Annotated in this window: 12 protein-coding genes; 3 read left to right on the top strand and 9 right to left on the bottom strand. The window is 49.4% G+C overall.

The window, feature by feature from the left end; translation table 11 throughout:
- Positions 1-127: 127 nt before the first annotated feature.
- The 4 genes from BUA40_RS02790 to rpmH are packed head-to-tail and all read right to left on the bottom strand — an operon-like array spanning position 128 to position 2,734.
- Entirely contained in the window at positions 128-1,978 is a 1,851-nt protein-coding gene (locus BUA40_RS02790; protein WP_072798099.1) for a YidC/Oxa1 family insertase periplasmic-domain containing protein, read from the bottom strand.
- The gene (gene yidD / locus BUA40_RS02785; RefSeq protein ID WP_369827586.1) at positions 1,975-2,202 is read right to left on the bottom strand and encodes a membrane protein insertion efficiency factor YidD; all 228 of its coding nucleotides are present in this window, start codon (positions 2,200-2,202) and stop codon (positions 1,975-1,977) included. The genes BUA40_RS02790 and yidD overlap by 4 nt, the downstream gene beginning before the upstream one ends.
- A gap of 7 nt (positions 2,203-2,209) precedes the next feature.
- On the bottom strand, positions 2,210-2,560 hold the full coding sequence (locus BUA40_RS02780; protein ID WP_255369170.1) for a ribonuclease P protein component: 351 nt from the start codon (positions 2,558-2,560) through the stop codon (positions 2,210-2,212).
- An 18-nt stretch (positions 2,561-2,578) separates the two neighbouring features.
- Entirely contained in the window at positions 2,579-2,734 is a 156-nt protein-coding gene (gene rpmH, locus BUA40_RS02775) for a 50S ribosomal protein L34 (protein ID WP_072798095.1), read from the bottom strand.
- Between the two features lie 224 nt (positions 2,735-2,958).
- Between rpmH and BUA40_RS02770 the strand changes: the two genes are divergently transcribed.
- A complete protein-coding gene (locus tag BUA40_RS02770; RefSeq protein ID WP_072798093.1) occupies positions 2,959-4,170 on the top strand; it encodes a hypothetical protein in 1,212 nt (403 codons plus the stop codon).
- A gap of 11 nt (positions 4,171-4,181) precedes the next feature.
- Here the strand turns inward: BUA40_RS02770 and BUA40_RS02765 are convergent, their stop codons facing one another.
- From BUA40_RS02765 to BUA40_RS02755, 3 genes are read right to left on the bottom strand one after another with little or no spacing between them, the layout of a single operon-like run.
- Positions 4,182-4,913, bottom strand: a complete 732-nt coding sequence (locus BUA40_RS02765; RefSeq protein WP_072798091.1) for a methyltransferase domain-containing protein — start codon at positions 4,911-4,913, stop codon at positions 4,182-4,184.
- Positions 4,913-6,157: a carboxypeptidase-like regulatory domain-containing protein gene (locus BUA40_RS02760; protein WP_072798089.1), complete on the bottom strand. Its 1,245-nt coding sequence runs from the start codon at positions 6,155-6,157 to the stop codon at positions 4,913-4,915. Before BUA40_RS02760 ends, BUA40_RS02765 begins: the two co-directional genes overlap by 1 nt.
- Positions 6,157-7,014 (bottom strand): TIGR02147 family protein, encoded by an 858-nt coding sequence (locus BUA40_RS02755; protein WP_072798354.1) that lies wholly within the window; start codon positions 7,012-7,014, stop codon positions 6,157-6,159. The genes BUA40_RS02760 and BUA40_RS02755 overlap by 1 nt, the downstream gene beginning before the upstream one ends.
- A 264-nt stretch (positions 7,015-7,278) precedes the next feature.
- Here BUA40_RS02755 and BUA40_RS02750 point away from each other — a divergent pair, with 264 nt between their 5' ends.
- Both BUA40_RS02750 and BUA40_RS02745 read left to right on the top strand, forming a co-directional pair.
- A complete protein-coding gene (locus tag BUA40_RS02750; protein WP_072798087.1) occupies positions 7,279-8,091 on the top strand; it encodes a TIGR02147 family protein in 813 nt (270 codons plus the stop codon).
- A gap of 11 nt (positions 8,092-8,102) precedes the next feature.
- Positions 8,103-9,284: a hypothetical protein gene (locus BUA40_RS02745; protein ID WP_072798085.1), complete on the top strand. Its 1,182-nt coding sequence runs from the start codon at positions 8,103-8,105 to the stop codon at positions 9,282-9,284.
- Between the two features lie 36 nt (positions 9,285-9,320).
- Here the strand turns inward: BUA40_RS02745 and BUA40_RS02740 are convergent, their stop codons facing one another.
- Together BUA40_RS02740 and BUA40_RS02735 are read right to left on the bottom strand one after the other, a co-directional pair.
- Positions 9,321-11,333 carry an ATP-dependent DNA helicase gene (locus BUA40_RS02740; protein WP_072798083.1) on the bottom strand — a complete coding sequence of 671 codons (2,013 nt, stop codon included), beginning with the start codon at positions 11,331-11,333 and terminating at the stop codon, positions 9,321-9,323.
- Complete coding sequence (locus BUA40_RS02735; RefSeq protein ID WP_072798081.1) at positions 11,330-14,929, bottom strand: UvrD-helicase domain-containing protein; 3,600 nt, start codon at positions 14,927-14,929, stop codon at positions 11,330-11,332. The genes BUA40_RS02740 and BUA40_RS02735 overlap by 4 nt, the downstream gene beginning before the upstream one ends.
- Between the last annotated feature and the right edge of the window lies 1 nt (position 14,930).

The following is a 14,930-nucleotide window of genomic DNA, read 5'->3' as shown; positions in this document are numbered from 1 at the left end:
ACCGCACTCTTTTTGACAGAAAATGATAATTTACGCAAATTTAGCGTAAATTAAGCAACCCCCGAACCGCAGGGCTCGGGGGCTAACGTTTTTTAATCCTTCGACGGACTCAGGATGACGCGCGGCGTCACTTCACGATTTCGGCGTCGACGACTTTCTTGCCGTTCACGGTTTTCGGGCCGTTATTGCCGTTGTCGCGGCGGATGATCTTGTACTGAATGATGCTCCAGAAGTTGGACACAATCCAGTAGAGCACGAGGCCAGACGGCATCACGGCGCTGAACAGGAACATCATAGCGGGCATCATCCATACCATCATCTTCTGCTGGGCAGGGTCCATGGCGCCGTTGCCGCTCATGGTCACCTTGGTCTGGAAGTAGGTGGTGACCACCATGATCCACGGGAGGAGAGCAAGGCCATCGGGCATGAGGAACGGAATGCTGAAGCCGTGGAAAATCACGTCGCTGCGGCTAAGGTCGGTAATCCAGAGGAATGCCGGCATACCGCGGAGTTCAACAGCGCGACCGAGCACGAAGAAGAGGCCCATGAAGATCGGCATCTGGATAATCATCGGGAGGCAGCCACCGGTGCAGCTGGCGAGCGGGTTCACACCGTTCTTGGCGTAGAGTTCCATGACGGCGGCCTGCTTCTTCTGCGGATCGCTGCGGTACTTCACGTTGATTTCGTCGAGCTGCGGCTTGAGCTTGCTCATGGCAGACGTCGACTTGAGCTGCTTGATGGTGAACGGGGTCGTAATGCCGCGGACGATAAAGGTCACGAGGATAATGGCGACGCCGTAGTTCGGAATAATCGAGTAGAAGAACTTGAGCAGCTTGAGCAGCATGGCGCAAATCCACACGAACCACACGCTCGAGCCCGGGAACCACTTGGAACCGGTCACGATGATCTTTTCGTAGCCCTGGCCGAGAGCTTCGACTTCGGCCCATTCCAGCGGGAGCACCATGAAGTTGTAAGCCACGGAATCGCCGCGAACGTTGTCTGCAATGGAGAGGCTGTAGGTACCCGGATCCGGGTTGCCTTCGGTTGCCAAGTTGATGTGCTTGCCCTTGACCTGGGCGGGCACCGGAGAATCGAACTGCACCGACATGGCAACGTACTTACGGCGCATACCGACCCAGTAGTAGTTGGCATTGTCGAAGGTCATGGCGTCAGAGAAGGTTTCGCGTTCGGTAATTTCGTTGTTCTTGAAAATCACTTCGCTAAAGAAGTAGCTAGTACCGCCGAAGCTCTTGCCCTTCGGGAATTCTTCGGTTTCCTTCATGCCGCCCTTCCAGGAGAGCTCGTAGTTGTCAACGCGGAAACCCTTGAACTTGTTCACCTGGCGGACAGCGACACCGCTCTTGGTGAAGCCGTAGCTACGAACGACTTCGCTGCCGTTGGCATCGGTAAAGACAAACTGAACCGTGGTATCGTTTTCGACGTTAATCCATTCCGGAGCGTTGACTTCGAAGAGAACATTGGAAAGGTCGGCACCACCGAGCTTGAGGTCGAGGGCTCCGAGAGTCGTGTCTTGAATGAGTTCGGGGAAATGCTTTGCAGAATCCGGGAGAGCCTTGACGATGACGCTCTGGATCTTGCCGCCCTTGTTGCTAAGGGTCATGATGAACTTGTCGGTTTCGACAGTGACCGTACGCGGTGCAACGACCTTCGGGGCGGGGGCGGCGGCAGAGTCATTAGCAGCAACCGCGGAATCCTTCACGGCGCTATCGGCAGCGGCTTCGCCTGCGGCACCGAGAATCGGTGCGGCCTTCAGTTCGGCGGTAGAACCGGGGAGCACCAGTTCGCTTGCAGCAGGAGCTTCGGCGCTATCCACGACCTGGGCGGCAGCTTCCTTGGCAGCAGCCTTCTGTGCCTGCTTGGCCTTTTCGGCAGCTTCGTTGTTCGCGCTGGTCATGGAGAACCACCAAATCATGATGGCTACGATAAGGACTGATCCGATGAGAGTATTCTTGTTCATCTCTTTTCCTTTTTGGGCGGGACCGGGTCATAGCCGCCCTTGCAAAACGGGTTGCACCTTAAAATTCTAAAAACCGCAAGATAGAAACCTTTGAACACCCCGTGTACCCTGATGGCTTCGATCGCGTATTGCGAGCACGTCGGCTGGAACCTGCACACCCCATGAAAGAAGAAAGGGTGAATGATCTGGTAAAGCCGGATGGGCACAATCAATGCGCCCTTCAAAACCTCGTTAACCTTGTGCGTCCAGGCCATCGGTCCATTCCATTTTCTTGAACACCTTGAATGCCGATTCGCGCATGCGTTCCGAAGACATCACTTCGGAATTGTCGCTCACAATGATCATGGCCCAGACAGGCTTGGCAATATGGGGAACCCTTTCAAAAAACAGGGGCCGCAGTAATCTACGGCACTTGTTGCGGTAAACGGCGTTGCCATTCTTCTTTTTTGCCAAAAAGCAAAAACGACAAAAACCGTCCGGGCTCTCGATCCAACGCATCGTGAAAGACGGCGTGCGGATGAACTTCCCATGGACGGCTACTTGCCGATAAGCTGGCTGGTTAGGCAGCCTATAGGAGCGCAACGAGGCTATGAGCCAATCCTACTTTTTGTAGATGGTGTCGCTCACGGTGAGGCGCTTGCGACCCTTGGCGCGACGACGGCTCAGAACAGCACGACCCCAACGGTCTTCCATACGGGTGCGGAAACCATGCTTGTTGGCGCGCTTACGATTATGAGGCTGGAATGTTCTTTTCATTGTAGTAACCTTTATTAAAAGTCAAATTTTTTGAGTCTCAAAATTAGAAAAATTCCTAGATAAATCAAGGGGTTAGGGTCCGTGTAAGCAAGATTTACTCACATTTTTGGGCTTTCCCCAGCGGGTCTGCCAAATTATCAACAATCTATCAACACTTGCGAAAAATGCAAACGGGAGCAGCCGCCATTTTGGACATATTCTATTTAGTTATATTTCCCCGCGTTATGAAGAAGAAAATGATTCTCGCTATTTCCCTTTCGGTGGCAGCACTGCTCACCGGATGCTCCAAGGGCCTCAAGCCTAGCGACGCAGACGTTTACCGTAACAAGACCGGCATCATCGGCGTGTTCCGCCAGACCGCCTTCTACTGTGAAGACATGATGCCCCAGTACATGACGCTAGGCGCCCAGAAAATCGTGGTGAAACCCAGCTGGAGCCACGATCAGGACAACCTGTTCATCAGCGAAATGAAGCCGGGTATCGCCCCGCTGTACAAGTACGAATACGCCTGCGGCATCGACGAAACCAAGCTGACGCTCGACACCGCCGACAACGGCAAGAAGCCCTTCCCCTACGCCGTGAAGATTCCGGACAAGGGATTCTGCAAGATCGTGATTTCGTTCCTGGAAAACGACAACCTGTTCTCGCACAACGACGACCTTCTGAGCGAATACTTCGAAAAGCACGAAGTGGCCGCCGGCTACCCGAACATCCCCTACTGCGACGTGATCGACACCAAAGGGAACGTAGTCACCTTCATGAATCGCGACTCGCTCTACCGCGAACAGTACAACGCCGCATTCGAAAAAGCCAAGAACCTCACCAACGACGACATTTATCCGCTAGTTTCCATTGACGGCAACTCCGACAAGGCTTCCATGAGCGGAGACAACTCCCAAGTCATTCTCGTCACGTGGCATAACGACGGCGACCGATTCAAAGATGGCGAAATCACGCACCTGAAAGACGGCGAAGTGCTCTGGGCCTTTACCGACAAGGAATTCCTGGCATGGTTCCGCGAAAACCACGCCAAGGTGGACAACTGGGACATTCGCCTGAAGCAGCTCCTGGGCAAGTCCCCCGACACCGACAACAGGTACTTCACCGTGTTCTGGGTAAGAGTGACCGACGTGTTCCGCCCGGCATTCTTCCCCGACATCAGCACCGACATGATGAACACCACCTTTACCAACACGCTTGAAGAAGACACCACCGCAAACGCCATGTGGTTCAAGAACTGGTTCGATAAGGAAAGCTCTGTCGCCTACCGCAAGGACGGATTCCCGTGGACTCGTCTCGGTTACACTTACGACTGGGGCAATCCGAACAGCAAGTACGGCCTCTCGGAATTTATCGTGAAGGAAGGCGCCGAAATCGAAGTGAAGTTCACCCGCAAGAATCGCGCGTTCCTCACCTGGATGAAAGACAGAATGTAGTCAAGCGCCAATCAAGTTTTTACAAGAGTCCGCCAGAGTTGCTGGCGGGCTTCTTTGTATTTACGTTCGAAGGCGGTTTCGGGATTTTGGGGCTCAAAGGCGCCCAATTCCACATCGAACTTGAGCGAAAATGCATCGCCGAGGACGCGAGCGGCTTCGGCGAATTCGCGGGCATAGATTTCCCAATTGGTACGGAGTTCCGTCACAGGACTCAAGCGAAGTAACGTTGGGAAAATCGGGTGCAAGTGAAAGCGACGAGTCGCCTCGCTTTCTTTGGGCCAGGGGTTCGGGTAATAAAGCGCATGGTGCAAAATTTTCCACTCGCCCGCATTTACCTTCTCAAGCGCCAGGCGCCAAAAGTCCAAGAGTTCCGCACGCACCCAGAAGGCGTTTGCCGGAACATCACAGGAGCCGCCTGCCGAAACTTCAAGTTGTCGTTCGTTGCCCGCCTTCGAGAGCCGCACCGCCGACTTGTCGATTCCGATAACCGGAACATTCGGGAATTTTTTTGCAAGGTGCAGCGTACTTTCGCCCGTACCGCAGCCGGAATCCAGGACGACCTCGACGCAACCCGCCACGTCCGTTCCGTAGAACGTCCGCACGAACTCAGAGGCTTGTTCAAACGCCTCGCGGGTATGGTCCGCCACCGGACGCAAAAAAGTCGTGGCAGCGTACTTGCGCACCACGGCTTCTAAATTCTTGTATAAATCGATTTGGTTACTGGTTACAGAACGGGCTGTCACTACTTTTCCCAAATGGAGAGGCGATCGCCACCAATGAGTTCGATATCATCGAGCCAGACTTCGACGTAATCGTCAACCACCTTGCCGAGCAAGTCCCAAACCAACTGGTTCACGCACTTGTAGGCTTCCTTTTCACCTTCCAGCGGAATACTGACTCGTTCCCATTCGCTACCGAGCTCGACCTCGGTCTTGGAAAGCTTCTTTTGCGCGGAAGCCACATGGTCGTCGACCACGCTAAAGTTGACAGAGCCGATACCCCTGATGCGGAACGCAATGGAGTCAACAGAAGAGATGTCGTTGCAGAGAGCCTTGTCGCTCTTGCCCAATTCGATACCTATGGTTGCCCACGGAGAAATGGTGGCACCCGTAGAATCTTCAATCGCACGGCCGAAATGCGCACCCACATGAGCGCAGATGTTGCCATCTTCGTTTGCCAAGGTAAAGATGTGGTTTTCACCGATAACATAGTCGGAGGTCACATTCTTGGCAGAGTAGGCATAATACCACCAACCACCGTCATAGGTGCGGGCCGGCATAAAGCGGTTCTGGTAGTTGGAATCCTGGAAGTCTTCGAGCAACAGGGCGCGGCTTTCGTCGGCGAACGTGCTGGACTTGGATTCCTTACCCGCTTCGACCTTCAGGTACGTGCTGCTTGTGTCATTATTGTCGGCATCCGAAATGAACACGAGGCTCAAAGCACCTTCCGGAAGGGAATCCAGCGTAAAGGCACCGTCGACAACCTTGGCGGAATGCTTCATACCGCGAACCTTGACAACACCGTTGGCGGAGTCGCCCACCGTGCCAGAAACCGCGGCCATCTTTTTAAGCTGGTCCTTGCCCAAATCTACGTTGGAGCCAGAAACATTTACCAGCACCTGCAGGGCTTCGCCCTTGAGATTTGCTTCGAGAGTGTAGTCACCGTCGGCAACGCCTTCGATCACCACCTTGCCGTTCTTGTCGGTTTCAGCAGAATAAGCCTTTTCGCTATCCAGGCCTTCGCTGTCCATCAAGCGGACTCTAGCCAAGGCTGCCGGAGACTTGTCTGCCGTGATAATCTCAGCCGTAATCGCGTTACCCGCTTCGGTACCGCTGGGGCCGCCGCCCGCCGTCTTGGTATCGCCACATGCCAAAAGTCCAAAGCCCAGAGAGAGGGCAAGGATCGAGGGCAGAGTGCACTTAACCATATTTGCGGGGGTCTTCTTCAACACATCCCAAAAATACAAATTTTCATTGAGGTTGCGCATTACACCCCCTTGTTTTGCGGAGCGGCTCCGGTATCGGGGTCGTCCACCTTGTCGGACAAAGGGAACATCGCAATATTTAAAGCATACACACGGTCGGCGCGTTCGCTCTTGCGTGCAAACTGCAACAGACCTCTACGGAATTCTTCGATACGGTGACGGATTTCAGGCAAGTCGGATTCGTCGGCAGTAAACACCACAGAAGAAATATCGCGTTCTTCGGGTTTATGACGGTCGATGGATTCCTGGGCGAGTTCAATCGTATGCCTGTGGAAGTCGCGAACCGCCTGGCTCTTGACTTCGCCACCCGTACTAATAATCTGATCGGTAATGTTCCAACCGCCGTTGCCATCGGGCACGACAAGGCCAAGCTGCTTTAAAATGCCAAGGGCAGAGCGTGCTTCGTCCTGAGAAATGGCAGGATTCAAGCTCTTGCCGAGCTTGCCGATATCGCTAGTATCTTTGGTAATGCCAATCAAGGCGCGGAGAGCGGCACAAGCCCAACTGCCGAAATACGAAAGTTCCGGCGTCGACAGGATTCGGGTTTCCATGGAACGCAATTCCATGAGTCGATAGTACAGTTCCGAAAGAGTCTGCTTGGCTTTGGTCTTGTTGAAACGGTATAAAGTCTTGAAGTATTCGGCACGGCGGTCGTCGAGTCCGCAAATACGGATGAACGCCGGGAGCGTGCCTTCGTTCAAATGCCCCTCTTTCTGGAATACGCGCACAAGCCAGGCCGGGTCTACGCCGGTCTTCTGACCAAGATAGCGGTACGAGGTGAAGGGGCTGCCTTTCTTGGTTTCGACAAACCAATCCTTCAGGAACTCGCGGTATTCCAAATAGTCTAATACTTCGGGCATAGCCATAATTTACCCAAATATAGATAGAAAATGTTTACAATCCGTTGAGAGTTACAAAGTTCCGTTGCATAATTTTCAACAGCAATTCTCAACACCCCTCGTCTAGGCCCTGTATCATATAGGTCGCATTTTGTTTCATTCGCATAAAAATATTTTTATCACATCACATTTTTCTGTATTTTTAGACAAATTTCAACGTTTTTGTATCATCATCTATTGACTTTTGGATTTTTAGAGCTATATTAGAAGCAGGAGGAAATCAACATGAAACCTATCACCGAATACCAAGATTACCGGCTTTACATGCGGGACTTTTACGAAGAACGCAAAAAGTCAGGCTTTACTTGGCGAGATTTTTCGAAGAGCGCCGGATTCGCCTCGCCCTCGTACCTGAAGCTGGTTTGCGAAGGCAAAAGCAGCCTGAGCCGCGTCGGGCTCCCGCGAGTCGCAAACGCCATGGACCTTTCGGGCTACGAGTTCACCTACTTTGAAAAGATGGTGGAATTCGGGAACGCCACGAACGACGAAAAGAAAAAGGCTGCGTTTACGGAGCTCACCCGGATTGCCAAAGAACAGAAGGCCCGCGTAATCGACGCCGACACGTTCGCCTACTACGAATCGGCCATCAATTCCATTGTCCGCGAACTAGCGCCACTCATGCCGGGGGCACTTCCCAAGGACATGGCAAAAAAAATCAAGCACATTTTTACGGCGCAACAAGTACGCGATTCGCTTGAACTTTTGACCAAGGCAAAGTTCCTCGAAGAAACCGGCGAGAACACTTACCGTCAAGCGGACAAGGCCATTACCGGGTCTACCGAGGCAATTCCGCTGGCGCTCCGCTCCATGAACCGCGAAATGACCGACCTTGCGAAAGAAGCGATTGACAAGGTAGAGGCGAAGGACAAGAACATTTCGGGCGTCACCATGGGGGTCGACGCTCCGACGTTCGCACGCATTTCCGAAGAAATCGACAAATGCCGCAAGCGCGTTATCGCCCTCGCCAACGGCTGTAAAAACATTAACCAAGTTTACCGTTTGAATCTGCAACTTTTCCCGTTGACAGACAAAGTATAGGAGGAGAAACCATGAAATACTTCACCACAAAACTCGCCGCCGCGGGCATGCTATTTGCGGCCTCGCTGTTTACCGCCTGCAGCGACTCCAAAGTCACCGGCACTGACGAACAGACCAGCACCTTCAACGCCCTAAACGCCGACTCCACCTTTCAAACATGGCTGGAAAACGACACGTTGAAACCAAATCCGGAATGCACCGAATGCTTGGACACCTCGTTCGACATTATTCACGATTCGCCTTTTGGAATCCGGACAGAAAACGGCGAGCTGAAGCATGTCTACAAGACTAATTTCGAATCTATTTTCTGCGAAACGAAGGAGACGTGGTTCGTCTATTCTGTTGCCGTTTCCGATACCGCTGTCACAAAGTACTACAGCATTCCCGACACCCTGTCGCCAGAATCATTCAAGCAAGACTGCACCCTTGACGGAGGCATTGTTGTAGAAGAAGACCCGTTATTCCAAGGCCGGCACCAATTCGCTTGCACATTGCCGGCTCCAATGAAGACCGAAATTACTCCGGGAGGCATGCAATACTTTGATACTCATTGGAAAAAATACGCACAGCAGATTATAGATATCTGTGGAGAGCCTATAGAAGACGGAGAATCCCCAGACGGCGACCCCTCAGTTATAATTGATGAAGAAGATGATCAGAAATTCCTTTCAGAAGACGAAGAAAAACTTGCCAGTTACTTACACGGCAATCCGCTTTCCAAGGAAATCCAAGTAGATAATTGGTGCGTTGAAACAGAGTTCACGTACGAATGCGGAAATAACGGCGTGCCCCTAGACAACGGAATCGTGTACTACACGTACACAAACATCTCTGAATCCATTCGCTGCCAAAACTTTATAAGTGATTCCTTGGGTGAAGTCGAGAAAGCCCATTCCTATACCGTTTTCTTGAACGGCAATACCGTCACAAAGACATGGAGCGATAATGATTTCAATCGAATGCCGGCCGAAGAACTCGCCCTCGTCAAAAGGAACTTTACCGAATATTGCGCCCTTGAGAACGGGGCCATCGTTAGCGACACGTACAGCGAAATCACCTGCGAAATCAAAATCGCGCCCCTCAACAAAGAATACGTTGATGCGAACGGCGCAGAACCATTCTACAATTACTCCGACCCTGTATGGGACATTTACGGAACGAAAATCATCGCAGCCTGTAGATACGGGAACTAAACATAAACAAAAAGCGCGGCATCACTGCCGCGTTTTTTATAGTTCGATACCCGTGTCGCGCTCGATGACCGTCTCGCAGGCAGATTTGAAGGTTTTGGGAGTGGCGATGATGGAGAGGCTCTGTTTCTTAGTACGCGTTACACCCGTATAAAGAATCTGACGATTCAACAACGGATGACCTTCACTCATCGGCAAGAACATCATAATATTCGGATAACCCGAGCCTTGCGACTTATGAATGGTAATTGCAAATGCGGTTTCTATTGAATCACTCGGCAAAAGTGAAATCGGGTAGAAAACGAAATTGCCTTTTCGCTTGATCATGAGCATCGGCCGCGCATCACAATTCACTACGACACCGGAATCGCCATTGTATAGGTCAAAATAAGACTGATTCTTTGTCAGAATCATGAGTTGACCATCAAATGGTTCATTTTCCTTTTTTCCAAGTGCCTTGATGACCATTCTGTTCAGATTCTCAACACCGCGCAAGCCGCGACGTTCTGCCGAAAGAATACGCGCAGCATCTGCCAATTTCCACAAGGCTTCGCAGTTGGCAATATTTTCCGGAGTCTGTTCCGGGCGAATCTTTTTCGCCAACCCAGTCAAATCGGAATCGGAACCCTTATAAAATCTCTTAACCCAGGCGCCAATCAATCCCTGCAGTTCAGACTCTTCTTCAGCATAAGTCAACTTCTTTTCCCCGTCTCCCAAACGCAGCAAGTTTATCTCATCGGGTTCCTTCGGATTCCAGAGCTGCATTTTCGTATCCCACGGCAGCCATTCCAACTTGAACTGAAGCTCTTCTTCAGGCAACTTTTTCTGAATATATCGAGAAAGGCGGCCGATTTTGGAATCTTTGTCAAAACGGTTTGATTCGGTAAGTTCAACGACGCTGTTCTTATCGAGTTCAAGAATTTCACCTAGTACGGCACCCGCGTCAACAGACGGCAGCTGGTCCTTGTCACCAAGGATATAGAGCCTAAAGTCTTTTTTCGGCAACGCCTGCATGAAAGATGCAAAAAGGGAAAGGTCAATCATGCTCGCTTCGTCAATCACGAAGATGGACTTTTCGGCAAATGGGGACTTTTGGCTGTACCGGAAACTATTTGTCTGCGGATTATAGCTCAAAAGACGGTGTAACGTTAAATAGCTATCGACATTCTTAAGGCGAACCACGGCAGGATCCTTCTGGGCATCCTCGGTAAGCATGTCAAAGTTTTCACCAATACTTTCACGCAGGCGGTCAGAGGCTTTGCCACTCGGAGCAGCAAAATGAATATCCCATCCAAGCATTTCCGGATGTTCTTTCAGCAATTTCCAAAGCAAGAAGAATACGACCGTAGTCTTGCCGGTACCCGGTCCACCCGTAATGATTAGATTTTGTTTTTCGCCCTTGACAATTGCCTTGTCCTGATCCACTTTTAAATCAAACTTATCTGGCCCTTCTTTAAGACATTCCTTTTTGATGAGGGACTCTATTTCCTTCTTGCAACTTCCAAGATTGTCCGAATGAACATCGCCGTTAAATACGCATTGTTCATTCTTCTTGCCGTTTTCATCTTGTTTCCGGAAGCATAGCTCAATAAGTTTTTTGGCATCCAGGTACTTTTCCGTAAACAGGAACGGCTCAGTTTTTCCATCCTTTTTGAGATTTTCAATGACGAGCGGTGATTTGACATTCCCCTGCAATTCGGCACAGCCAGCATCAATTACGGGCTTAAAATCTTCTGCAGACAAGTAGCGCGATTTGTCAGATTCCTGATTCTGAGAAGCAAGCAAGACAAGCCCGTCCCACTTGATTTTCCACTTGACAAGTAGGCTCTCTGGGTTCAGGGAGATGCAGGTATTGCCATCGTTAGTCAGCGAGAAGAATATGTGCAAGACCTTCTGTGCAGCGGTGGAATATCCATTGTCATCTTGACGCACATCAGCCAAGAACTCAACTAATTTTTCATTCAGCAAAGATGTGCCACGCATTTCGCACAGCAGATTGAAAAAGTCTTGTACTGAGCCATCCAGTTTTTTACGCATTTCTTCTCTTGTCATTTTTTCACCTCTACCTTGCGACGAGAACGCATCAAAACTTCAATTTCTTTATATGCGTCTTCTAATTGCTTAAAAGACGGCCAGGTATGCGCATAAACGCCATTCGTCTTTTCTTTCTGGCAACCACGCGCAAACACATAGTAGATGCCACCAAAATTTTCCTTGTACACTTTATCTGGCGAAGGTTCTTCCCATATAGAACACAGCCACTTAATGAGACAGTAGGAATACAAAACCATCTGAATGGAATAATGTTCCTTTACCGCCTCAAAACTGGACTCGGGATCGTATTGCTTCAATAAATTTGATTTCCAGTCCAAAACGGAATAGTATTCCTTATCGCCATCCTTACGAACAAAGACCAAGTCCATAAAGCCTTTCGTAAAAGTCTTAAGGACCTCATCCCCGTCATCGCCCGCCTTGAGACGGAACTCCATTTCAGCAAGACGTTGTGAAGATTCCAATTCCTTAAGGTTGAACACTTTTCCCGTCTTTTCTGTTCCGTGAATTTCTTGGAGCGATGCATTCATCGTATTCCAAATAATTTCAACAGTCCTAGTCATCCAATTGGGGTGTTTGCCAATAGGCAGGCCCTGCGACAAGAACTTATTCGTAATAAGATCAAGAAGTTCCGCATCTTTTTGAGCTTCATCCAAAGACATGCTACCAATTCGCACAAAATCAAGTTCTTCAAAGACCTGGTGAAGGGCTTCGCCATAAAGATTTCCGCGCGGGTAATCGGAATCTTCAGCAACTTCAAAAACAGACTCGTCGTCGGGTTCATCGCCGGAACGATTCTGTCGATCGCCATCGGCCGACTGGATATCAATACCAGAAGATTTCTTGTCAATAGACGAATACGAATGTTGGTAAAGGCTTGAGTCCTTGAGCGTTTTACGAATCGCCTTGAGAATCTCATCACTCGGCAACTCAGAGGTATCCTTTTTTTCATCCTTGTTAAAGAATGCCAGTTCAGCAGCCACTTCCTTTCTGAGAGCATCTACATCCCAGGAGCCATCCCATTCGCAAAGCGCGGCGAATTCATTTTCTTCGCAAAGTTTGTCATGAGCATAAGCTAGGAAAGTCCAAGAGGAACCGCCATCAATAATGGGTTTCCCCTCATTGAGTCTCAGCTTTTGCATTCTCAAGCCATAACGGGTTTCATAAACGTTAACGTTTCTATTTGTGATTGGATTTTTCTCTTGGGCGCATTCATACCACACGTCATATTGCGGCAAAATCAGGAGAGACGATGCTCGCGTATAGTCTACATAAAGTAGGCGATGCCATTCAACAACTTCTTCACTTTGGCGGCTGTTCTTGGCATCCTTGCCGAATCCAACATACTTTTGAGAGACACCGTCGTTCTTTTCCTCTGCAGAAAAAACAAACGGCCCCTCGGCGTGAGTATTCACGTCCTTGAAACCCGCACAAGAAATAACAACCGGAAATTCCAAGCCCTTCGAAGCATGAATAGTCATCAATCTCACGGCCTTAAAATCCGTTCCCTTCGCAACAAGATTCCTTTCTTCGTCACTGGCCTCCTTATTGTTCTTAGACAATGTTTCTAAATGCTTGATCGCTTGTTGAAGCGTCACCTTTTTCTCATACAGGTAGCCAAAGATGTAGTTGCCAATTTGGCGAAGTTTCATCAAATCTTGCAATCTTGACGGACTACTCAGCTTTTGTTCTACACAGGTGTCTTCGTAAATCTGCTCCTGAAGCTCGGTCCACTGTTTCTTTGAAGCCAACAATCTCCAATAGGCTATTTGCGAGAGCACTTTTTCATCCGTATTCTTCTGGGGATCGTCACTCAAATTGAGCAAGTCCATCCCAAAGAAATCCGAGACGAAAACACTATTCAACAATTTGCTGCTATAGCCAGACAGATTTGGAGCCGCAAGCACCCTTAAAACGGAAATCCATTCTGCACATTCGCGAGAATTGAAAAGCGATGTATCCTTATACAGCACAAAGGGGATACCGACAGCCGTAAGACATTTCTTGATCTCGTTCATTTCCGGTCTTGTTCTTCCGAGAATGACAAAATCCGAGAAATTTACGTTTCGCGGTTCCGTTTTCCCTCGATCAAACACCTGCAAGGCAGTTTTGTCGTCCGTTTCCTTGCAACATTCAATAATCTTCTGGACAGCAAAGCGAGCAAAGCCCTTTTCGGGAACAATGGGCGAAATCCAAATCGGTTTCGTTTCCTTTCCATTGAACACAGCATTTTGACGCTGATCTTCAACATTTTTTGGATATTCAGAATCCGAAAAATCGCCCTTTGGCAAGAACGGATACCCCGATTCGTCGCCAACAGAGAACATCGAATTACACGCCTTAATCATCGAGATTGACGAACGGAAATTGGTCGCCAGCTTACTTCCGTTTGTGATACTTTTCGTAGCCTTGCGATAGACCTGCAAATCGGCACCCTGAAAACTATAAATGGACTGCTTAGGGTCACCGACGACAATCAGATGATTTTTTTCGCTATTCAAGAACACCGTTTCAAAGATATTCCATTGGAATTCGTTAGTATCCTGGAATTCATCAATGATGGCAATCTTGTAGGCGTCGCGAATTTTCTTGCACAGGAAAGTCGGTGTTTCAGGAGCCTTGCCATTCGGGCAAACCGCCTCACGCACCGCCGAGATCATATCGTCAAAAGACTGCGCCTTTTGACGAGCCTTTTCCTGCTGCCAAAGTTCATAGAGTTCCGTCATTCTTCGATTCAGGAATCCAAGTCGTTTCGCAGTGTCCGAATCCAACAAGGTAACTTTTAAGGGATAGAAATATTTCAGCGCTTCAGTAACCTCTTTTTGCTTTTCTGGAGAATCAGCGCTAACGGATGCAAGCTGACTGCCGAAACTGTTCCCGTTGACCAATTTCCCCTTGCTCTTGAGCATTGATCCTATCAGAAATTCAACTGTTTTTTCGCCACCCTTGTTTCCCGAAAATATTGCCCGCGAATTTTGTTGCAACACATCAAAATGTTTTTTTGCGGTCGGATTGTGATCTATCCATTCCTGAACATTTGTCGCCGGGAAAACAGGTTCTTTTTCTGGAGAGTACGCTTTCAACGCCTTTTTCAACATAATCTTGATATATTCAACATCTTTAGGCAAAGCAGTCTCTCTCGGCAAGCTGCATATGTCTTTTTCCCATTCATCACGAATCAACCTGTCGATAACCGCTTCTGCGGCTTGATCATCGGCGTTTTCCATATCAAACGGGACGTTTGCCTCGTAGGCAAAGTCATGCAAGGTCTTACGGCAGAACGAATGAATCGTTCCAATCATGGCTTTGTCAACATCTTGGCAAGCACGCTCAAACAGGCGCTTTTCTGCCGGCGAAGCCTTTTCCACACACTCATTCATTTCTTCACGGATACGGTCACGCATTTCGCCCGCCGCCTTTTCCGTATACGTAACAAAAAGGACTTCAGAAAGGGGGATATTGTTCCTGACCAGTTCAGCCGAAATTTTTCGGATAGTATAAGTTTTTCCTGTACCAGCAGAAGCTTCAATATACTGATCCTGTTCCGGAGAAAATTTCTCAATATCAAAAGATTTCAACACAGTCTTATCGCTCATT

This window comes from Fibrobacter sp. UWT2 (genome assembly GCF_900142545.1).
Lineage (GTDB): Bacteria > Fibrobacterota > Fibrobacteria > Fibrobacterales > Fibrobacteraceae > Fibrobacter.
Note: the sequence above shows the minus strand (reverse complement) of the source record. Positions and strands in the feature narration are given on the sequence as shown.

What these genes read in the sequence shown, in the direction of transcription:
- BUA40_RS02755 (WP_072798354.1), bottom strand. Translation starts at nt 7,014, where the DNA reads ATGCCCGAAGTATTAGACTATTTGGAATACCGCGAGTTCCTGAAGGAT.
- BUA40_RS02750 (WP_072798087.1), top strand. Translation starts at nt 7,279, where the DNA reads ATGAAACCTATCACCGAATACCAAGATTACCGGCTTTACATGCGGGAC.
- BUA40_RS02760 (WP_072798089.1), bottom strand. Translation starts at nt 6,157, where the DNA reads ATGCGCAACCTCAATGAAAATTTGTATTTTTGGGATGTGTTGAAGAAG.
- BUA40_RS02745 (WP_072798085.1), top strand. Translation starts at nt 8,103, where the DNA reads ATGAAATACTTCACCACAAAACTCGCCGCCGCGGGCATGCTATTTGCG.
- rpmH (WP_072798095.1), bottom strand. Translation starts at nt 2,734, where the DNA reads ATGAAAAGAACATTCCAGCCTCATAATCGTAAGCGCGCCAACAAGCAT.
- BUA40_RS02770 (WP_072798093.1), top strand. Translation starts at nt 2,959, where the DNA reads ATGAAGAAGAAAATGATTCTCGCTATTTCCCTTTCGGTGGCAGCACTG.
- BUA40_RS02790 (WP_072798099.1), bottom strand. Translation starts at nt 1,978, where the DNA reads ATGAACAAGAATACTCTCATCGGATCAGTCCTTATCGTAGCCATCATG.
- BUA40_RS02740 (WP_072798083.1), bottom strand. Translation starts at nt 11,333, where the DNA reads ATGACAAGAGAAGAAATGCGTAAAAAACTGGATGGCTCAGTACAAGAC.
- BUA40_RS02735 (WP_072798081.1), bottom strand. Translation starts at nt 14,929, where the DNA reads ATGAGCGATAAGACTGTGTTGAAATCTTTTGATATTGAGAAATTTTCT.